This window comes from Paenisporosarcina antarctica (genome assembly GCF_004367585.1).
Classification (GTDB): domain Bacteria; phylum Bacillota; class Bacilli; order Bacillales_A; family Planococcaceae; genus Paenisporosarcina; species Paenisporosarcina antarctica.
In genome coordinates this window covers 707,340-727,781 of sequence record NZ_CP038015.1, presented here as the reverse complement: position 1 = coordinate 727,781, position 20,442 = coordinate 707,340, and the positions used below count along the sequence as shown (strand labels likewise).

Genomic DNA, 20,442 nt, shown 5'->3' with positions numbered 1-20,442 from the left:
AGGACTTCTTTTCAATCCTTCTACCAAATAAAAATAGTAGTGCAACCACTTTCCGGCCGCACTACTTTATTAAATGCAATATCTTTTTTTGCAGAAATTGTTTAAAATTACTGGAACTTCTCAATTTGTGCTGTTAATTCTTCTGCAAGACTTTGTTTTACCAAGTGTTCTCCTAAGTGATCGCTACCGCAAAATGTTAATCCTTCATAAACTACATAAGAATCTCCTTCATATATTTCTCCATTACAATAGTCGCAGTTGTATACGACAATCGCTTGTTGTGGATCTGAGGGTAAACCCACACCTGTTATCATCGGATTTTCGATTGGCATAACAATTCTCCTTTTTGTTTCTTTCCTATTTCTTCAATCCAGCTATAGTGATTCAAGATAATGACCAAATTCGTTTTAAAATTATTTATGAGAGATTTTCACTAGTTCTTTTAGTTGTTGTAGGACATCTGCAAACTTCTGTTCTTCTATTCCTTGTTGGAAATTACGAAATGGATTTCCTTGTTTCTTTAACCTTTCAATAACTAAGGGAATGGAAAATAAATCTGGTTTCAATGAATTACATACTTCATTCCAGTATAGTGGAGTCGCGATTAGCCCTTGTTCGTTACCTCTTGGAGAATAGGGAGCTATTATCGTTTTCCCTTCATCATGTTGGACATAGTCCAAATATAATTTATTATGTCGATTCTTTTTAAGTCGCTCTGTGGTAAACCATTGCGGCTCCTGTTCGCATAAGAAATTACAAACAAACTTTGTAAATACCCGGGTGTCTTCATAAGAAAAAGTGTTCATAGGTAATGGAATATAAACTTGTATCCCTTTTCCACCAGAGGTTTTCACAAAAGATTGAATTCCGAATTGGTCAAAAATAGCTTTCATTCGCAATGCCGCCTCTATGGCTAAAGAAAACTCATGAACTGAAGGAGGGTCAAGGTCAAAAACAATTTCAGTTGGCTGATTCGTTTTAATCGTTTGAAAAGGAATGTGAAACTCTAGCGCAAGTTGGTTTCCAAGCCACAGTAAAGATTCAACGTCATTACAGACAATATAACGGATGTCATCTACCAGTTTAGTTGTCACAAAATCAGGAACAGTAACTGGGCTATTTTTTTGATAAAAACTTTCACCCATTGAACCGTGTGGAAAACGAATAACCGTAAGAAGGCGGTCACGTAAAAAAGGCAGAATATAGGGAGATATATTTTGTAAGTACAGTAAGTAATCATCTTTTTGTATACTATTTACCGGCCATATAGGCTTGTCAGGGTGGGTTATTGTTATCATTTTTGGAAGTGGAAAAAGCTGTCGTTGCATTTGCTGCCACCGACAATCGCTTGGCTCCTTGTCAAAATTAAATGCATGAAACCTTGGTTCCCTTAAATACTTTCCATCGAAATCAATACAGGCAATCTCCACGCAAATTGATGGTTCTAGTGCCCAAACCTTTTCGGCTAACTTAGTTCCACTCGATTGAAATAGCATTATTAATGTATTTAACTCTTCTTCTTTAAGACCGTGACGGAAAGTCACAATCTCAACAAGAGCCTTCTTATGATAAATAGCCCCATGAAAAAACCCATTGCTTTTATCATATTTAGTTAAGATGACAGTGACATATCGCCAGTTTTTTATTTTTAACCATTGGACGGTACGTTTATCACTAATCCAACTACTGTTTTTTTGCTTGGCGACTATTCCTTCCCCATTGCTTACCTTGATATGCTTCCACAACACTTCATTGTCTTGGTAAACATCTATTGCTTGAATCCGATTTATGTCTTCATAGCTTATTGAAATTGGAAGCTTTATCTTCTGAAAAAATTTTTGTAGTTTGTGTTTTCGTTTTGTGATTGAAAGATCTGTTTGAACTTCTCCTTTAACTTTCAAAAGATCAAACACAATATAATGACACGGAAATTCTTTAACATGTTTCATGATTACATCTTGATTCCGCATTCGACCTCTTAATTGAACAATGGAAAAAGTACTTTGAAAATTATTCGTTAAATACACTAACTCTCCATCTAATGTTAATGGTAAAGAAGAACTGATTTTTTTCTGATTGTCATGACAAAAGCTAATAATCTCTGGAAACATCTGATTAAGCACTTTCCCATTTCTACTCTTAAGAATGGGAGTAGCGTCTACCTCCCAGTCCAATATGCAACGAAAACCATCATATTTAGCTTCGTACACCCATTCTTTTCCTAGGGGAATATCCGTTGCGGCAGTTAAAAGCATTGGCTTCAATTTTTATCCTACTTTCGGTTGTTTTGTTCTAGCTTTTGATTATTTTCCCCTCTTGATACATAAATAGGAACAAAACATTGCATAGTAAGGAAAAGAAAGAGTAGGTGAAAGCAATTGCACACAGTTTGGAAAGGAAGTATTAGCTTTGGGCTTGTAAATATTCCAGTTAAGCTTCACACTGCGACCGAAAATAAAGATATTAAGTTACGTCAACTACACAAAGAATGTCATACACCAATTAATTACCAAAAAGTTTGTTCAGGCTGTAATAAAGAAGTACAAAGTGAAGATATCGTAAAAGCTTATGAGTATTCCAAGAACAAGTTTGTTGTATTGGATGAAGAAGAACTGGAGAAGTTAAAAAAAGAAAATGAAGATAAAGCAGTAGAAATTATCGACTTTGTAAAGTTAGAGGAAATTGATCCTATCTACTTTGAACGTAGTTATTTCATGGCACCCGATAGTGGCGGAGCTAAAGCCTACTCGCTATTGAGAAAGGCATTAATGGAGTCCGGTAAAATAGGCGTTGCCAAAATCATGATTCGTTCAAAAGAACAGTTGGCAGTTGTTCGTGTATATAAAGAGACGTTAATAATGGAAACAATCCATTTTCCAGACGAGGTTAGAAGTGCCGGAGACGTACCAAATATACCAAGTGAACCAATAGTTGTTCAGAAAGAACTCGATACTGCTCTTATGTTAGTTGATCAATTAACTACAACGTTTGAACCCGAGAAATATACAGATGACTATCGCACAGCATTAATGGAATTAATTGAAGAGAAGAAAGCGGGGAATAATACTGTAACAACAAGCGAAAAACAACCCGCTGCACCATCTAATGTGACGGATTTAATGTCAGCACTCCAAGCCTCACTTGATAAAACTAAAAAGAAAAAGCCAATTCCAAGAAAGCAAACTGCAAGAACCAAGACGTCGTGAAGGTACAAGAATTGTTAAACAGATAATGAATGAATGAAATTTCTAAAATACTATACGCTTTTCATTTAATAGGTATTGACGCCTGTTTTAAGGATATTTCCATAAAATGTTTCGACAAATTTTTCAATTTTAATCATCTGTGGATAAAGTTACTCACATTATACCGACTCCTTTGTATACAATTCTATGTTTTATACACAAGTTAATCACAGGTTATCCACTCTATATTGTGGATAACCGAACGGTTGTTCCGAATCAAACTATCTGATAGATTTAAAGTACACATCGAGGATACTTATTAATATAGTCATAACTGTTGAATAATAGAACACATTTTTTAATTAATCGGAGGTGAATTAACCCATGAGTAAACTATCAACTGCATTGTTGATGGAGTCCTATGTTAAAGCAAAAGGATTAAAGCTAAGTCCAGAATTTATTAGTATGTTAGAAACTGAAATCCGCCGGCGTAACTCTAGTAATTAAATAAATGATAATCGAAATTATACACTTGCCCTCTATGGGCTTTTTTTACGTTCGCTTTATTCGTTACAAAGTGAAAAGTTGTCAACAAAAGCAAACCAAAAATACCGACACTCCTAAAAGGAGTGTCGGTATTTTTTATTTTCTATCAATTAATGTTTGAAGCATGGTTTTAAGCTCTCCAACTTCTTTTTTGAGTTCTTCAATTTCACTCGTATCTTCTTTAATTTCTTTAATTTCTTTTGTTTCTGATTCAATTTCATCTGATATCTTTTGGGCATTGTTAACGATTTCTCCAACAATCAAGTTAATCATAATAAATGTAGCTATCACGATAAATGTCATGAAATAGATCCATGACCACGGAATTTCCGCAAAAATCGGACGGAAGATACCACTTGCCCAGGACTCTAATGTGAAGATTTGAAACAACGAAATGAATGACAAGCCCAAATCGCCGAAGAATTCCGGAGAAACCTCTGCATATAAGAACGTCCCTATCACTGCATATACATAAAAGATAATCGACATAAGCACCATGACACTGCTGATTGTAGGAATAGCCATGAAAAGTGCAGTTACAATTCGTCGAAGTGTCGGTATGGTAGTGATCGTTCGTAAAACCCGCAGCACTCGGAAAATCCTAAGCACACTAACAAATGATGAACCGTATAACAACAAACTTCCCACAACTATAATGAAATCGAAATTATTCCAACCATTTTTAAAAAAACTTGCTCGGTAAATAATGAGTTTCAGTAGTATTTCCACTGTAAATATACTTAAAACAACTATATCAATAATGAAAAACCATAATTCATATTCCTTAGCAATGCTTGGATAGGTTTCTAATCCTACGAGTAGTGCATTAATGAGAATCATAGCTGTAATAAAATGCGTAAACTTTGAACCTTCGATAAAACTTTTGAGTTGAATCTTCATAAAATAATATTCTTCTCCTTATAATTCTTCAAAATTAGTTCTTCTGTATAACTTATATAATGTTAAATTCATTGCGAACATTTATTAAAGTTAGTGTTTGAAACCATAATTATTATATCATGAGAATTAACATAAAAATTTATTAAGAGGGCCCCTTTCCCCTTATTTATGCTTGTTAACGAATATTAGTTCATTTCTTGCACACATGTTAAGGAGTTAATTTTTTTTTACATGAAGCAGTTTAGTATGAAAATAAACTGCTTCTCTATACACTATAAAAAAAGGAGAATGATTATGCAGCGAGTACAACTTACTAAGGATTTATCTTTTTCACGAATCATTCATGGGCTATGGCGTCTTTCTGACTGGAATAAGTCAAATGAAGAAGTCGTTAAACTAATTGAGGATTGCTTAGATGCTGGCATTACTACCTTTGACCATGCAGATATTTACGGGGATTATACATGCGAGAAAAAATTCGGGAATGCCCTTGCATTGAAACCAGCGCTTCGTAAACAAATGGAAATTGTCACAAAATGCGGCATTAAGCTTGTTTCTCATAATCGTCCAGGACACAGCATTAAATCCTATGATACTAGTAAAGAACATATTTTATCTTCAGTTAATCAGTCGCTTAAAAACTTTCAAACAAATTACATAGATGTCTTGCTTATTCACCGTCCTGATCCTTTTATGGACCCATCACAAGTAGCAGAGGCGTTCACTCAGTTAAAACAAGAAGGAAAAGTCCGTTACTTTGGTGTTTCAAACTTTAAACGTTCACAGTTTAAATTGCTACAATCTTATTTAGATTTCCCGCTTATAACAAATCAAATTGAGCTTTCTGCTTACCATCTTGAGAACTTTGAGGATGGAACGCTTGATCTTTGTCAGGAAGAAAAAATTTCTCCAATGGCATGGTCTCCACTGGCAGGAGGAGAAATTTTTAATTCTAATGATGAAAGAGCTAAGCATTTGCGGTCTAAGTTAGAATTAATTGCTGGAGATATTGGTGCTCAGGGAATTGATGAAGTTCTATATGCATGGTTACTGATCCATCCTGCAAACATTATGCCGATTGTTGGATCAGGCAATTTTGAGCGTATTGAGTCTGCAATTCGAGCCCTTGACTTACCCTTAACAAGAGATCAGTGGTTTGACATATTACAAGTCGCTATGGGAAGAGAAATCTCATAAATCTCTGATGAAACGTGGCAGTATGACTAACTTAATTTATTAAATATGCATAAGAAAAACCGGACAAAGAATGCCCGGTCCTTTAAGATGGGTAACCATAGAAACCCGTTTATTTCCGCTACGGTGGACGCTTTTCGCGGGCTTGGCTTCAGTCTCCTCGGGCCAACAGGATGTTGGTCACGAAGACGTTGCCACACGACGTGGCGTTCTTAGTCTTCGTTCCATGTGCTCCTGTGGTTAACTCGTCGCAAAGATATTGGACGAGTGACAGTTCGTCCAATATCTTTCCTACGGGATTGGAGCGCAAATCAGCGGTATTACTAGAACCTACTCCTTAAAATACCGGGAATACTGGATTCATGGCTCACTAAATTTATATACTTTCTATTTCATGAAAAAGACATCACTAGTAATTATTTAAATTACGAGTGATGTCTTTTTTTGTATGCAATGATAATGATGTTTACTAATTTATTACACTATATCTACATAGAGCGAGTTAGAATATCTCTGACATTGTCACGGTCTAATTCTTTATACGTACCAACACCTGGTTTGACAAATGTTTTATCGATAATCAATTCGATATCATGGTCGTCTATGTCATAGTCGCTTAAACGATTTGGAGCATCAAGAGAATTCCAGAATGAACGAAGTGCTTTGGCTCCTTCTCTTGCAACTTCCAAGTCACTTTTTCCTTCATCAGAAATTCCAAAGACGTTCATGGCTAACATTTTCGCGCGTGAAGGATCTTCTTCAAGTACATGCTCTAACCAGTTTGGAAACAAAATGGCTAAGCCTCCACCGTGTGGAATGTCATAAACTGCGGAGATAGCGTGCTCAATTCGATGAGTTGCCCAGTCACCACCATCTGTTCCATTCGATAAGGTTTCATTGAAGGCAGTTGTACTAATGTACATCATCGTTTCACGATGGTCGTAAGATGTTAAATCTTCAAGTAATTTCGGACCTGTTCCAATTGCTGTTCGAAGTAATGATTCAATGAAACCATCAATCATAGGTGTATTTTTTGTTCGATGGAAATAGTGTTCAAGTGCATGAGACATACTATCGACAATTGCATAAGTTGTTTGTTTACGGGACACCGAATACGTATAAGTTGGATCTAAAATTGAAAACCTTGGAAATACATGTGAGGATCCCCAACCAATTTTGTCCTTTGTTTTCCAGTTTGAAATAACCGATATGGGGTTCATTTCAGAGCCCGTTGCTCCTAAAGTAAGAACGGTTCCAATTGGTAGAGCTGATTCTATAGGAGTTTTTTGAGTTATTAAATCCCAAACGTCTCCGTCATATTTTGCCCCAACAGCAATTGCTTTCGTACAATCAATCACACTTCCTCCACCAACGGCTAAAAGAATGTCAATTGCTTCAAATTTACAAATTTCAACACCCTTATGCACTGTTGTTAGACGTGGGTTTTGTTCGACGCCAGGTAATTCATATATAGTAGCTCCTGCTTTTTCCAGTTCTGTCATCACGTCTTCATAGACACCATTTTGCTTAATACTTCCTCCTCCATAAACAACAAGGACTTTCTTCTGACCGATTTCTCCTGATAACTGACTAATTTGTCCTTTACCAAAATACAATTTCGTCGGATTGTGCTGTAAGAATATATTCATCTATACACCTCATTTTTTTATATCTTTCAATTCTTTAGGTTTCCACCTCAATAATTAACAGAGATTCTATGTCAGGATAAACTACCTAGAAATGTTCATTGAGTTCAACTAAACATTCATTTGAATGATTAGCCAAGTTCACAGTATACCTTATCATGATTTCCGTTTAACCGTCTCTGATTCGCTCTGTTTAAAAGACAGAAGCTAATACTGCTGTAGTTTAATTGAAAATTATTAAACATATGATTATTGAAATGATGAAATTTATGCAGCTAACTGTTTTTTTACGAGGTCTTTTAATTGGTATATACTATTGAAATAGCATGATAAATTTAATGTATCTCAAACTTCCTTCTATATAATATACAATCAAGTATTTGAGGGCTATTTTGAAATAATTGATTTAAGTTAAGTATAGGAGTGATTCAATGGAAGAATTAATAATTATTATTAAATACGCTTTTTTAGGTGCGTTACAAGGATTCACTGAACCAATTCCTATTTCATCCAGTGGTCATTTAATTCTTGCGCAAGAATTTTTCGGCATAAGTGTAGCTGAAAGTGATCTTAGCTTTGAGATATTAATGAACTTTGCATCACTGATAGCAGTCGTATTAATATATCGAGCTGATTTAATTAGATTAGTAGAAAATGGTCTGAAATATATTGTGAAGCGTGATGAAGTCCATAAAAATGATTTTATGTTTATAGTTTATTTAATAATAGGAACAATTCCAGCAGGCATTATTGGCATACTATTTGGAGATATGATCTCAGAAAATTTAAAAGGAATTACTACAATTGCGGTCGCCTTGTTAGTAACCGGGGTCGCCCTTTGGTTAATAAGAAACTTAAAAGGAAGAAAAAGCGATAAAAACTTAAATGTTCGAGATGCCATAATTGTTGGATTTGCACAAGCGATTGCTTTAATTCCAGGAATAAGCAGATCGGGAGCAACTATTGTCGCAGCTATGGGTTTAGGAATGAAACAGGAGACAGCATTACGTTATTCATTCTTACTTTATATTCCTGTAAGTCTGGGGACTATTATCCTAAAAATAACTGATATGGATTTTGGTGAATTATTAATTCCCTATTCAGTTGCATTTATTTTGTCTCTCATATTTTCATATTTTTCTCTTAAATGGTTCATGGGAATTATGGAGCGTGGAAACTTAAAATACTTTGCCTATTATTGTTTCGCTGTCGGATTATTCATATTATTTATAACTTGATAATGGTAAGAATTATATATATCAATGCCTATGACAGCCCTAAAAATTAGGGCTGTCATTATTTTTGTTAAATCATCAATTTTGGTACTTGAAAACCTTGAGTTATCTGTCTATTTTGATAAAGAAGGATTATAATAGAAGTAAAGATAAGGAGGTGTCAACATGGAAATAAATCGGAAATTAGAGCGTTGGCAAAACGAAGGTTTTATCGACCAAACGACAGTCGACCAGATTCTTGCTTTCGAGCATTTACAGCCTAAGCCAAAGAAACTCCCTCTCCTCTTAATCATTGGACTTATTTTCTTTTCACTGGCCGTTTTCAGTTTCATCGCAGCAAATTGGCAAGTCATGCCTGATATGCTAAGAATTACGCTAGTTTTATTATTAATGTGGATGTTTTACGGATTCGGCTATTTATCTGAACAGAAAAAATTTGGGCAGCCGCTTATTTTCCGACTCATTGGGCTTGGCATGTTTGCCGCTAGTATTATCATCACAATCCAAACTTTTCATCTTTCCATTTCTAATTCAATTTTACCTTGGGCCATTTTTATTGCTGCACTTGCACATTATTTTTACTGGCGCCATCAATCCTATGCTATTATTGGGTTTATTTTTGGGGCACAAGTGTTAATTACATCAGTTCCCACAATAGGTTGGTTAGAATGGGGTAGTTTCATCATCGTTTCACTAGTATGGTTTTATTTTAGTCGTAATCCCCTACCAATGGTGTTTAGCTGGCTTTTGTTGTTTGGTTCAGGTCTAATGCTTTGGAGTCTCATTGACTATAAGAGTGTTCTCTGGCCCGTTTGGACGCTGTTTGCATTAGTCGTGTTACTTTTTCTTGTACCTGAAAAAGAACGGATTCTTCGCCCGCTCTATCTTATCATTGGTGGGATTCAGTTGGTCGTTTACTTGGCCGTTCGAGGTGAAACACCGCTATCCTTCGTTGAACTAAACTTAACTGAATCGATTTCACTTATAATTGTAGCCACAGGTATTCTCGCACTGTGCTATATTCGTTTCAGAGCAATTACTTGGATTTCTGTACTGGGTTTTGTTGGAGTTCTGCTCTTTGACGATACTGCAATTGGTCTTGCTATATTAGCGGAAGTAGTTGCACTTGCCTACTTAATCATTACACATCGACAAGAAAAGCCACTTGCACTTGGCTTTGTATATTTCATTGCTGTACAGTTTGTGCTGTATTTCATCTATGCGTGGGAACGACTTGATATGTCTCTCTTCTTCCTTATTGGAGCGCTTTTACTTTTCGCATTGTCTGGCATTGCCTGGAGAATGAATCGTAAGAAAGTAGGTGTCTCATCTTGAAATCAATATTATTTCCCTTCCTGCAGACAGTTTTTGTACTTGTTATTGCTACGAGTTTTTATGCCATCTCTTGGTTTGGTGAAGAATTCATTTTACGCGCGGAGCCGTTCGATCCGTTTGACCCATTTTATGGTGAATACGTACGCTTGCAATACCCTGATTTGAAACCGTCGTCTTCCTTACAGCAAGGTGATGTATATTTTACTTTAAAAGAAGGCGATGATGGCTATGCCGTTATAGATCGTATCGAAAATCAAACCTTCCCTGGTGCAATACAAGGGACATATTATGATAATCGAATTACAACACAGCAACTCGAGCAATATTATGTTGAACAAGGAACGGGTCCAGATCTTGAAGAGGCTCGTGAACTTAAGATTTTCCTTGACGTTGCTCCATGGGGTACCATCCGACCTACTTATTTAGAAAAAAGACAAGATTAAAAGTTAAGAACCGGTAGAAGCTTAATCGCTTCTACCGGTTCTTTTTTTACTTTACTTTTTGAATACCAATCTAATACGTATTTATTAGAGTGATAAGGTCATAGGGTTGCTAATATTTACAAGTAGATTATGATAAAGATAACAATCAATTAGGGGGAATATATAATGGAAAAACAGTCACTTCAAAAGTATCAAGAGTTTAGCGAAGATAGATTTACAAAGCGAATTATTTTCAAAAAATCTAGTAGCACTGCCTTCGTATTAAATTTCTTGCCTGATCAACAACTGCCTTCCCATACTCATCCGGGTAGTGACGTATTTATCATGACAGTTGAAGGAACAGGGGTATTTACCATTGATGGTAAAGAAGTAAACGTTATGAAAAATGACCTTGTACATTGTAGTGATCAAGAGCAGCTTTCATTTAACAATAATGGTACAGAACGCGTCAGTCTTTATGTTATTTTGAACAAGATTCCGAATGATAAATACGCAGAAAATAGTTAAATTAATCATTATTAACAGTAAAAGCCAGCCGAATTTGGCTGGCTTTTACTTTTTTACATACGTAAAAACGTACAATGTTTTATTTAACAACTAAAACATTTTGCTTTACAAGTTGTTCTAATTCAGCAAAATCACGAATTTCATAAGTAGGATTAATAGCTGTTACATTTTCTGTTTGACGCGGATTGAACCAACAAGTATCGATTCCGAAATTATTACCACCTTGAATATCTGATGTTAAAGAGTCCCCTATCATTAATACATTTTTCTTCGAAGAAATATGCAGTTTATTAAAGACGTATTCGAAGATTTCAGCTTGCGGCTTTTGATAACCTGACTCTTCCGAAGTAAAAATAGCTTCAAATGTGTGTTTTAGGGGTGAAAGAGCAATTCTTGCATGTTGAACCTTTTGGAAACCATTCGTTAAAATAACAAGTCTGCAACTAGAAAGGTTTTTCAACATGTCCTCTACTCCATCAATAACATGTACTTCTTTACCTAAATTCTCTATATATGTTTGACCAAAATCTTCAGGATTCACTGTCAGTTGATGTTGGAGGAATAGACGCTTAAATCGCTCCACTTTTAGTTCTGAAAGCGTCACAAGCCCATTTTCCAAATCATTCCACAGGCCCTTACTTATGCCTTTATAGCTTGCTCTGTAGTCCACTAATCCATTAGGTAAACCAAATGCATGAAATGAATTATCGAGGGCATGCTTCTCAGTCTCACTAAAATCAAACAACGTGTCATCTAAATCAAATAATAATACATCATATTTCACAAGCTTCTCATCCTTTTTAAATTCGAATATCTATATTATAATTATACAAGAAAATGTGTACACTTGAAAATTCAATGCTCAACAAATTTCACTATATAACATTCAACTTGAATAGACAAAGTAAAAGAATAAAGAACAATTCCCTCTTCGTAAGCAAAGAGGGAATTGTTCTAACGAAACTTTGATAAATATTTAGTTAGGAATTCGTTCAGCCAAATGACCTCGGATAATTGGTCCCCATTTTTCATATTCCACCAAGAACCCATCATGACCAAATGCTGTTTCAATTTTATGGAAATATCCTCGAGAAGTTAAGTCAATAAATGATTTAATATCCTTTGGAGGATACAATAGATCTCCTGTAAAGCCTAGACCAATTACTTCTGCTTCAATGATATTTGCTGCTTTTTCAATTCCACCTCGTCCACGACCGAGATCATGACCATTCATCGCATAAAGCAAATACAAGTAACTATTAGGATCAAAGCGTTTCGTAATTTTTTCACCTTGATAGCGCAAGTAAGATTCCACTTGATAATAGGGAAACTCGTCTGCCTCTATCTCCTTCTCTTCTCTCGAAAATCGTTTTGTAAAGAGCGATGGACTACGATACGACACGAGTCCTACCATTCTTGCTACTTCAAATCCTTTTACATCACTCGACTTAACGTAATTCCCCTCATCCCAACGAGGGTCTTGTTCAATTGCATGAATTCCTATGCGATTAAACGCAATACCATAATCACTTAGTGATGGAGTAGCAGCCAACACAAATAGTTGATCCATGAAGTTGGGAAATAACACACCCCACTCTAGTACTTGCATTCCACCTAACGACCCTCCAATAACTGCTCTAACTTTATTGATTCCGAGCTTTTCAAGTGCTTGATGCTGAGCTGTCACCATGTCTCGGACGGATACGAAAGGAAAGGTTAAACGATAGTTTAATTCCTCATTTAGGGGTGAAGCAGGGCCAGTAGAACCACCACATCCACCTAATATATTAAACGTAATCACTTGATAATGATTAAGATCTACAGGTGCATCATATCCAATAAATCCATTCCACCACCCTGGCTCTTCACTTGTACCCACAGTGACATGATTTCCAGTCAATGCATGACAGATAAGAACCACTGGAAGATCCTTGTTTCCGACTCGTTCATAACGAAGCGAAACATTGTTGAGAACCTTTCCAGATTCAAGTGTGATTGAATCTAGGTGAACTGTATCTTCTCTCCGTTCGATCTCAATTTTCAATCCATTGTGACTCACGGGGAATCAACTTCTTTCATATAAGTATAGTTAAACAAAATTAAGAATGAACAGCTATTTCAGATGCCTGTTTAATTGCTTGATCTAAGTCCGCAATTAAATCTTTTACATTTTCAATGCCAACTGACAAACGAATTTGATCCTCTAACACGCCACTCGCCACCAAACCTTCAGCAGATAATTGTGCATGAGTAGTTGATGCTGGGTGAATAATTAGAGATTTTGCATCTCCAACATTTGCAACATGAGACCATAAAACTGTGTGATCGATTACTTTCCGTCCAGCCTCTCTACCGCCTTTAATACCAAATACAATGATTGAACCGGCACCCTTAGGTAAATATTTTTTTGCTAATTCATGAGATGCATGACTTTTTAAGCCCGGATATGACACCCATTCCACAGCTGGATGTTGTTCTAAATACTCTGCAACAACTTGCGTATTTTCAACATGACGCTCCATTCTTAAATGCAGTGTTTCAAGGCCTTGCAATAGTAAAAATGCACTTTGTGGACTTAAGCAAGCGCCAATGTCACGCAATAAATGAACTCTGAACTTTGCAATATATGCCGCTTCTTCTAAATCTACAAATCGAAGTCCATTGTAGCTTGTATCCGGTGTTGTGAAATCTGGGAATCTTCCATTATCGTATTTGAATTTCCCTGCATCAACAACTACCCCACCAATCGTTGTCCCGTGTCCGCCGATCCATTTTGTTGCAGAATGGATCACGATATCTGCACCATGCTCGATCGGTTTATTTAAATAAGGTGTCGCAAATGTACTATCGACGATTAATGGAACACCTTCTTCATGCGCTACTTTTGCGACAGCTTCAACGTCTAACACATTTAAACTTGGGTTACCGATTATTTCAGCAAATACTGCTTTTGTTTTTGCTGTAATAGCTTTCCTAAAATTTTCAGGATCAGATGGATCTACTAATTTCACATTAATTCCATAGCGTGGAAGCGTTGATGAAAATAAGTTATACGTTCCTCCGTATAGATTTGTTGCAGCTACTATCTCATCACCTGCACTGGCTAGATTTAATATAGCAAGCGTGATGCCAGCCATCCCAGAAGAAACAGCAACCGCTCCAACTCCGCCTTCAAGCAATGCAATACGATCTTCAAATGCAGCAACTGTTGGATTACCAATACGTGAATAAATATTTCCTGCTTCCTCAAGTGAAAATAACTTCTGCGCATGATCAGTGCTGTCGAAAACAAAAGAAGTCGTTTGGTAAATCGGAATTGCCCGTGAACCAGTTGTTGGATCTGGGCTCGTTGCACCGTGTAGAAGTAATGTCTCAATACCATAGTTTTCAGAAGGGTTTGTTGAATTTGTCATCTTTAATCTCTCCTCTTTTTTTATGTTTTTAGTTTTCTAGTGACTACAGTGAAAAGTCAATAAGTTTAAAAAAAGGAATTAAAAAACCCCTTCATAAGAAGAGGGGGTTCCTGAGATCCTCCTCTTATCTTTCAGATCAACTTCAATCTGTAGGAATTAGCACCTTGCCGAATTAGGATAAAATTCGTTGGTTGCCGGGCATCGCAGGGCCTATTCCCTCCGCCACTCTGGATAAGAGTATATTAAGTTGGTAATTCAAAGTCTCTTGTTAAGGATTATAAATAAGTTTGCAATAAGAAGTCAACCTTTTTCTGAAAATTCGGTGCTTTTATTTTTGAATTGAAAAAGGGTTGTTGATCATAATCGATCGCTATAGTCGTCTATCCAAGCTGAGGACGTTTATTGAAAGAGGTTTATAACAATATTATAGACATTAATTTGACACACTGCGAATACCATGGATAAAAAGGGGTGTATAAAACTGACTGCTATACAAACCACAAATTATTTATATACTGTTCAGCCAAGAGATACCTTATACAGTATTGCTTCCCGATTAGGTAGTACAGTCCCTGCGATTGAGCAAGCCAATTCTCTATACCCCCCATTTACAGATCCGGGTCTTATTTTCCCAGGTCAGCTTCTCATTGTACCAGGAGGTAGATACGGCTATCGTTATGAAGTTTATTATATTGTTTCTCCAGGTGATACATTGTTATCCATAAGTCAACAATTTTCGGGCGAGTTTGACCTTTTATTAGGAATTAATAGTCAAATTGCCAATCCTAATCTAATTTATCGTAACCAACCGATACTCGTTCCTGCTTTTATTTATGAAATCCAATCTGGAGATTCATTATACAGAATTGCTAGTCAAACTGGCATTCGAATTGAAGATACAATAAAAGCCAATGATCGAAGAGCCAGTTTTTCTCCAGATATCCTTTATCCAGGTTATCATATAATTTTGCCGCTAGCTTCTTCACGAAATATTTTGGTCAATCGTCCATTACCTGGAAATACTATTCAATCAGGTAGCTTAATCGAAGGTGTAGCAAGGGTTTTTGAAGCAAATGTGTTGTACTCAATCGTTGACGATGCTGGCAACGTGATTTCACCAGAAGATTTCATCACAGCTCGTGCAGCAGGACCTGAATACGGTTATTTTTCTACGAATGTAGAATTTGATCGTGAGCCTACAACCTCCACAGGTGACTTAAGAGTCTATACTAGAAGTGCCAATGATGGAAGTGTTCAGGATTTAGTAAGAGTCAAGATTGGTTTCACTTGAAATACCTATACTTTTGAAACTAATTAAGTGATATGAGTCGTCAGATAATTTATTGAACGAGTATTTTTGTTACAGTTATCCTCTGCTAATCTTACTTCAGTTCCTGTAGTTATAGAGTTGAGGATAACGTGCAAAATTAATCAATTAGGAGCTGTAAAGCTTCTTTTTCATGCTCACTTTTCAGCTCATAATTTCCCAATATTGGATAAGAAATCAACGCATCATTTTGCTCGCAAAGCTGAAGTAATTGGGACTTTTTGGCTTTAATTAAAAAAACATTCTCTGACAGCTGATCATAATAGGTAATAACACTTAAAGAGAAATGGTTCCTGAGATTACTTACTATCCAATAAGATATATCTTGATCTTTCGCTTCTTTTTTAATGATTGACTTATTTTTCAGACTGTTTCCTAGAGTTGAATGTCTTTGAAAAACTTGAACAAGGTCTTCAATCATTGCACTTGCGGTTGGAAACATTCCAGCACCTGGACCCTGTAAAGTAATCCCACCGACAAGATCGGTTTTTACATGGACTGCATTTTCAACACCTTCTACATGGTAGAATGGATGTGACTTTGATACAAGTGTAGGAATGACCGAAGCGTAAAGACGATCCTCTTTTCTTTCAATTGAAGCAATATGCTTAAAATGTAATCCAAGCTTTTCAGCCATCTCAATTTGTTCACTTGTTATGTCAGTAATTCCATTTATTTTGACATATTTTTGTTCAGGCTGTTCACCAAATGCAATTTCACTTAACACCATAAGCTTAAAATACGCATCAAACCCATTAATATCATTGCTTGGGTTAGCTTCCGCATAGCCATTTTGCTGAGCTAGCTTTAATGCTTCAAAGAAAGACTGCTTCTTTTCTCGCATTTCAGTCAAAATAAAATTCGATGTTCCGTTCAAAATCCCTTGGATCTCATAGACATTATTAACCTTCAACAATTGCTGCAATGTCTGTATAATAGGCACACCACCCGCAACGGTTGCCTCAAAACCAACCGATACTTTTTGCTTTGCAGCTAGCTCGATTAATTCTCTACCATGACTTGAAAACATTTCCTTGTTAGCTGTAACAATATGATAGCCTTTTATTAGTGCTCTCTTTAAATAAGTGAAACTCGGCTCTTTTTCTGTAATTGCTTCTATCACAACATCCAAATGTGGTAATTCAATGATATCTTCAAAATCTGTTGTAATTAGAACACCACTGTTAATATCTCTCTTTTTTTCTTTATTTTTAATTAACACTGCCACTACTTCTACGTTTTTCCCCAACACAGCTTTTAATTCTTTTTGATGTGATTGAATGGTGCGATAGACTCCTTCGCCTACCGTTCCAAACCCAAGCAATGCTACTTTAATAACAGACAAAATTACACTTCCTTTTTTTATGAAATAAATCTTTTTTCAGTTAGATTGTAAACGGTTTTGTTCTAGAGCTTTAAGCTCCCTTCTTAATAGTTTGCCGCTTATCTTTGTTTTTGGAAGTTCTTCTAATACTTCAATTTCCCGAGGAGCAGCGTGGGCTGCTAATTTATATCTGACAAATTTTCTGATTTCGTCTATTAATAATGGAGAATTTTCATAACCCTTCTTTAGCACAATAAATGCCTTAACAATTTCACCACGAAGTGGGTCAGGCTTTCCTATTACTCCCGCTTCAGCAACGGCTTCATGTTCAATAAGCTTACTTTCTACCTCGAAAGGTCCAATTCGCTCACCAGAAGAGTTAATCATGTCATCACTACGGCCCTGGAAGAAGATATAGCCTTCTTCATCCTGAAATGCCAAATCCCCAGAAAGATACCAATCTCCAAACTGGAAATAAGAATCATATTTATCTTTGTTTTTCCATACTTCTCTCATAATTGCTGGCCAAGGTGCCTTGATTGAGAGATGACCAATTTGTCCATGTGGCTGCTTCGTTCCTTCGTCATCAAGAATAGCTACTTCTATTCCTGGAAACGGACGACCCATCGATCCTGGTTTAATAACTTCAGAAGGCAAATTAACGATTAATTGCGCACCTGTTTCTGTCATCCACCAAGTGTCATGAATTCGTTTCCCTAATTTTTCGATACCCCAATGAATTACTTCAGGATTTAGAGGTTCCCCCACACTTAATAGATGTCGAAGCGAACTTAAGTCATACTGTTGTAAAATCGTATCTCCTTCTGCCTTTAACATTCTAAAAGCAGTTGGTGCACTATACCAAACAGTTACCTTTGTCTTTTCAATGGTTGAATACCAGGAATCTGCATCAAATCTTCCGCCATATAATACAATCGTTGCACGATTTAACCAAGGAGCAAAGATAGCATAAACCGTACCGGTAACCCAACCAGGATGAGCTGTACACCAATAAACATCATCTTCTTGTATATCTAGCACCCATTTACCAGTTTGATATTGCTGAATCATTGCCCGATGAGCATGAATGATTCCTTTCGGCTTTCCAGTAGATCCACTTGTATAATGAATATTAAGACGATCTTCTAAATCAAGCCATTCCGTAACATTTTCATCACTTTTAGTACGGCGTAATTCTTCCTTCAATGAAATTTCCCCATCCTCACAGTGCTCAGTTTCGGCAGTAATGAAGATTTTCTCAAGTGTTGGCAAATCGCCTTTTGGTACACGCTTAACCAAATCGCTATCCGTGATTAAGTACCGACCGTTACAGTCACTAATTCTGTCTCTTATGGCTTCTTCCATAAACGCCTCGAACAGTGGACCGACAACCGCGCCTATTTTGACAGCTGCAATCATCGCAATATAGCAATCAGGATTTTTAGGTAAAAAGATAAAGACGATATCGCCTTTTTGTACACCGTTATTTTTTAATACGGTTGCTAGATGATCCGTTTTATCTTTCAGTTGTGAAAATGTATATTTAATTTCTTCTTCATCATTTAAAAAGTGAAGGCCTATTTTGTCTCCATAACCATCTTCTACATGGCGATCAATACATTCATGAGCCATATTGACTTTTCCTGACTGATACCAGCTAAACTGTTTTTCAACTTCCTGCCAAGAAAACCCCTCAATACTTTCTTGATAGTTGGAGAGATTATAGGATTGATTTTCAGCCTTATTTGGCTGTAGCTTTAAAGTTGTCATGACTTTCCCCCTTTTCTCCTTGAGTCAAATCCAATAAATCAAGGATGTTTGCTTTCATTTTTGCTAATTCTTCATTTCCACGTGACCGTGGTTTTGTCATTGGTACATGAAGTTCTTTATATATCTCACCGGGCTGTCCTCGTAAGATAAAAATCCGATCACATAAGTAAAGAGCTTCATCAATGTCGTGTGTTACCAAAACAATTGACGACTGATATTGGTGCCAAATTTTTAATAATAAATCCTGTAATTGCATTTTTGTAAAAGCATCCAATGCACTAAATGGTTCATCTAGAAGAAGAACTTCCGGGTTCGTGATAAGTGCTCGGGCAATTGATACCCGTTGCGCCATTCCGCCAGAAAGGTCTTTCGGAAAGTGGTTACCAAAGCCATGGAGGCCAACGAGGTCAACAAAGTCTTGTGCCTCTTTTTGCTTTTGTTTATCTTTCTTTACTTTTAGTCCAAAAGCGACATTATCGACGACATTAAGCCATGGCATTAAACGTGGTTCTTGAAAAATAATCCCTACTTTTTCATGAACGGCTTTAATCAATTCATCATTTATCTTCACAGCGCCTGTATACTCAGGGTCAAGACCTGAAAGTACTCTTAATAACGTACTTTTCCCGCAACCACTAGTACCAAGTAATCCAATGATTTCTCCTTTTTCAGAAGTAAAGCTTATATTCTTAAATCCTGCCGAACCTTCACTGAAAGTTCGCGATACATTTTTTAATGAAAGCAAAAGTCTCACTCCTTTAATTCAACTTACCGAAGCTGTCCTGCCAATGAAGAGCTTTTGCTTCAATCATTTTTATAGCAGAATCTGTTAGTTTCCCCAAGATAGCAATCAGAACAATGCTTGCTAAAACTAAATCAGGGGAGTATGTGTTTTGTCCAACAACAAGTAAATAACCAATTCCCTTGCTTGCACCCATCAGTTCTGCAGCAACTACGAACATCCAGCCAAGACCAAGTCCGCTTCTGATCCCTGTAAAAAAAGAAGGTAGAGATGCTGGTAGTATGACTTTACGTACCAATTGTAATGGTGTGAAATTATATATTTTCCCTACTTCAATGAGCTTACGGTCTACCCCTTGAATACCCGCAACAATATTTAAATACACGGGAAAGAAAACACCTACTGCAATGAGCGTAATTTTAGAAGATTCCCCAATCCCCATCCAAAGAATAAACAAGGGAACCCACGCTAGTGAAGGAATTGCTCTAAACCCTTGTATTAGTGGATCCATCATATGTTCAGCTTTTTTTAGATACCCTACAATTGACCCTATGACGATAGCAAACCCAACACCTATTGAAAAACCGATCAAAATACGTAATAAGGTAACTCCTATATGGCCCCATAAGGTTCCATCAACCACCATGCTGACTATTTTTTCTAATACTAGGGTTGGAGCAGGCATCAAGTGTCTCTCTAAAACACCAACCATACTTAGAATTTGCCATGCCACCAATAAGAAGATTGGCACGACACTTCCGTATAAAGCCACTTTCAATTTCTTTGGAAAACGAATGCGGTTTTTCACTTTCCATTGGACTCGCTGTGATAGAGGTTCACTTTTACTGCTCATTCGTCATCCCTCATTCTTTTTT

19 protein-coding genes and 1 riboswitch are annotated in these 20,442 nt (G+C 36.6%); of the genes, 8 read left to right on the top strand and 11 right to left on the bottom strand.

The genetic code is table 11. The annotated features are described in order from the left end of the window. Nucleotides 1-107 precede the first annotated feature (107 nt). Nucleotides 108-332 (bottom strand): hypothetical protein, encoded by a 225-nt coding sequence (locus E2636_RS03565; protein WP_134209017.1) that lies wholly within the window; start codon nt 330-332, stop codon nt 108-110. 81 nt (nt 333-413) lie between these two features. Then, complete coding sequence (locus E2636_RS03560) at nt 414-2,264, bottom strand: DNA ligase D (protein ID WP_134209016.1); 1,851 nt, start codon at nt 2,262-2,264, stop codon at nt 414-416. A gap of 114 nt (nt 2,265-2,378) precedes the next feature. Here E2636_RS03560 and ku point away from each other — a divergent pair, with 114 nt between their 5' ends. After that, nucleotides 2,379-3,206 carry a non-homologous end joining protein Ku gene (gene ku / locus E2636_RS03555; RefSeq protein WP_134209015.1) on the top strand — a complete coding sequence of 276 codons (828 nt, stop codon included), beginning with the start codon at nt 2,379-2,381 and terminating at the stop codon, nt 3,204-3,206. 363 nt (nt 3,207-3,569) lie between these two features. Continuing rightward, on the top strand, nt 3,570-3,692 hold the full coding sequence (locus tag E2636_RS03550) for a sporulation histidine kinase inhibitor Sda (RefSeq protein WP_017380728.1): 123 nt from the start codon (nt 3,570-3,572) through the stop codon (nt 3,690-3,692). Between the two features lie 135 nt (nt 3,693-3,827). On the opposite strand, the gene E2636_RS03545 is transcribed toward E2636_RS03550, so the two are convergent. Beyond that, nucleotides 3,828-4,631 (bottom strand): ion transporter, encoded by an 804-nt coding sequence (locus tag E2636_RS03545; protein ID WP_134209014.1) that lies wholly within the window; start codon nt 4,629-4,631, stop codon nt 3,828-3,830. Nucleotides 4,632-4,925: 294 nt separating this feature from the next. Between E2636_RS03545 and E2636_RS03540 the strand changes: the two genes are divergently transcribed. After that, nucleotides 4,926-5,828: an aldo/keto reductase gene (locus tag E2636_RS03540; protein ID WP_134209013.1), complete on the top strand. Its 903-nt coding sequence runs from the start codon at nt 4,926-4,928 to the stop codon at nt 5,826-5,828. A 485-nt stretch (nt 5,829-6,313) separates the two neighbouring features. Here the strand turns inward: E2636_RS03540 and E2636_RS03535 are convergent, their stop codons facing one another. Continuing rightward, nucleotides 6,314-7,474 (bottom strand): iron-containing alcohol dehydrogenase, encoded by a 1,161-nt coding sequence (locus E2636_RS03535; RefSeq protein ID WP_134209012.1) that lies wholly within the window; start codon nt 7,472-7,474, stop codon nt 6,314-6,316. A gap of 428 nt (nt 7,475-7,902) precedes the next feature. On the opposite strand from E2636_RS03535, the gene E2636_RS03530 reads away from it, so the two are divergent. The 4 genes from E2636_RS03530 (at nt 7,903) to E2636_RS03515 (ending at nt 10,991) form a co-directional block, all read left to right on the top strand. Next, on the top strand, nt 7,903-8,709 hold the full coding sequence (locus E2636_RS03530) for an undecaprenyl-diphosphate phosphatase (RefSeq protein WP_134209011.1): 807 nt from the start codon (nt 7,903-7,905) through the stop codon (nt 8,707-8,709). Nucleotides 8,710-8,871: 162 nt separating this feature from the next. Further along, the gene (locus E2636_RS03525; RefSeq protein ID WP_134209010.1) at nt 8,872-10,041 is read left to right on the top strand and encodes a DUF2157 domain-containing protein; all 1,170 of its coding nucleotides are present in this window, start codon (nt 8,872-8,874) and stop codon (nt 10,039-10,041) included. Next, nucleotides 10,038-10,484, top strand: a complete 447-nt coding sequence (locus E2636_RS03520; RefSeq protein WP_134209009.1) for a GDYXXLXY domain-containing protein — start codon at nt 10,038-10,040, stop codon at nt 10,482-10,484. The genes E2636_RS03525 and E2636_RS03520 overlap by 4 nt, the downstream gene beginning before the upstream one ends. A gap of 165 nt (nt 10,485-10,649) precedes the next feature. Next, nucleotides 10,650-10,991, top strand: coding sequence for a cupin domain-containing protein (locus E2636_RS03515; RefSeq protein WP_134209008.1), 342 nt, complete (start codon nt 10,650-10,652; stop codon nt 10,989-10,991). Nucleotides 10,992-11,070: 79 nt separating this feature from the next. Here E2636_RS03515 and E2636_RS03510 read toward each other — a convergent pair whose 3' ends face one another. The 3 genes from E2636_RS03510 to E2636_RS03500 form a co-directional block, all read right to left on the bottom strand. Beyond that, nucleotides 11,071-11,775 (bottom strand): YjjG family noncanonical pyrimidine nucleotidase, encoded by a 705-nt coding sequence (locus E2636_RS03510; protein ID WP_134209007.1) that lies wholly within the window; start codon nt 11,773-11,775, stop codon nt 11,071-11,073. Nucleotides 11,776-11,967: 192 nt separating this feature from the next. Then, complete coding sequence (gene metX, locus E2636_RS03505; RefSeq protein ID WP_243840722.1) at nt 11,968-13,035, bottom strand: homoserine O-acetyltransferase MetX; 1,068 nt, start codon at nt 13,033-13,035, stop codon at nt 11,968-11,970. Between the two features lie 55 nt (nt 13,036-13,090). Continuing rightward, nucleotides 13,091-14,404 (bottom strand): O-acetylhomoserine aminocarboxypropyltransferase/cysteine synthase family protein, encoded by a 1,314-nt coding sequence (locus E2636_RS03500; RefSeq protein WP_134209005.1) that lies wholly within the window; start codon nt 14,402-14,404, stop codon nt 13,091-13,093. 121 nt (nt 14,405-14,525) lie between these two features. Then, nucleotides 14,526-14,642: riboswitch (SAM riboswitch) on the bottom strand. Nucleotides 14,643-14,861: 219 nt separating this feature from the next. Here E2636_RS03500 and E2636_RS03495 point away from each other — a divergent pair. Continuing rightward, on the top strand, nt 14,862-15,695 hold the full coding sequence (locus E2636_RS03495) for a LysM peptidoglycan-binding domain-containing protein (RefSeq protein ID WP_243840721.1): 834 nt from the start codon (nt 14,862-14,864) through the stop codon (nt 15,693-15,695). Nucleotides 15,696-15,831: 136 nt separating this feature from the next. Here E2636_RS03495 and E2636_RS03490 read toward each other — a convergent pair whose 3' ends face one another. Genes E2636_RS03490 through E2636_RS03475 form a run of 4 tightly spaced genes read right to left on the bottom strand, consistent with a single transcriptional unit; the run spans nt 15,832 to nt 20,420 of the window. After that, nucleotides 15,832-17,076: a homoserine dehydrogenase gene (locus E2636_RS03490; RefSeq protein ID WP_134209004.1), complete on the bottom strand. Its 1,245-nt coding sequence runs from the start codon at nt 17,074-17,076 to the stop codon at nt 15,832-15,834. Between the two features lie 36 nt (nt 17,077-17,112). Beyond that, nucleotides 17,113-18,825 carry an acetate--CoA ligase gene (gene acsA, locus E2636_RS03485; RefSeq protein WP_134209003.1) on the bottom strand — a complete coding sequence of 571 codons (1,713 nt, stop codon included), beginning with the start codon at nt 18,823-18,825 and terminating at the stop codon, nt 17,113-17,115. Then, nucleotides 18,797-19,570: an ABC transporter ATP-binding protein gene (locus E2636_RS03480; protein ID WP_134209002.1), complete on the bottom strand. Its 774-nt coding sequence runs from the start codon at nt 19,568-19,570 to the stop codon at nt 18,797-18,799. Before E2636_RS03480 ends, acsA begins: the two co-directional genes overlap by 29 nt. Before the next feature lie 13 nt (nt 19,571-19,583). Then, the gene (locus E2636_RS03475) at nt 19,584-20,420 is read right to left on the bottom strand and encodes an ABC transporter permease (protein WP_134209001.1); all 837 of its coding nucleotides are present in this window, start codon (nt 20,418-20,420) and stop codon (nt 19,584-19,586) included. Nucleotides 20,421-20,442: the final 22 nt, after the last annotated feature.

Bases quoted from the DNA above. Each gene is read 5' to 3' on its own strand.
- E2636_RS03545 (WP_134209014.1), bottom strand. From the start codon at position 4,631: ATGAAGATTCAACTCAAAAGTTTTATCGAAGGTTCAAAGTTTACGCAT.
- E2636_RS03525 (WP_134209010.1), top strand. From the start codon at position 8,872: ATGGAAATAAATCGGAAATTAGAGCGTTGGCAAAACGAAGGTTTTATC.
- E2636_RS03550 (WP_017380728.1), top strand. From the start codon at position 3,570: ATGAGTAAACTATCAACTGCATTGTTGATGGAGTCCTATGTTAAAGCA.
- E2636_RS03530 (WP_134209011.1), top strand. From the start codon at position 7,903: ATGGAAGAATTAATAATTATTATTAAATACGCTTTTTTAGGTGCGTTA.
- E2636_RS03565 (WP_134209017.1), bottom strand. From the start codon at position 332: ATGCCAATCGAAAATCCGATGATAACAGGTGTGGGTTTACCCTCAGAT.
- E2636_RS03515 (WP_134209008.1), top strand. From the start codon at position 10,650: ATGGAAAAACAGTCACTTCAAAAGTATCAAGAGTTTAGCGAAGATAGA.
- E2636_RS03500 (WP_134209005.1), bottom strand. From the start codon at position 14,404: ATGACAAATTCAACAAACCCTTCTGAAAACTATGGTATTGAGACATTA.
- E2636_RS03495 (WP_243840721.1), top strand. From the start codon at position 14,862: ATGGATAAAAAGGGGTGTATAAAACTGACTGCTATACAAACCACAAAT.
- E2636_RS03535 (WP_134209012.1), bottom strand. From the start codon at position 7,474: ATGAATATATTCTTACAGCACAATCCGACGAAATTGTATTTTGGTAAA.
- acsA (WP_134209003.1), bottom strand. From the start codon at position 18,825: ATGACAACTTTAAAGCTACAGCCAAATAAGGCTGAAAATCAATCCTAT.
- E2636_RS03475 (WP_134209001.1), bottom strand. From the start codon at position 20,420: ATGAGCAGTAAAAGTGAACCTCTATCACAGCGAGTCCAATGGAAAGTG.
- E2636_RS03540 (WP_134209013.1), top strand. From the start codon at position 4,926: ATGCAGCGAGTACAACTTACTAAGGATTTATCTTTTTCACGAATCATT.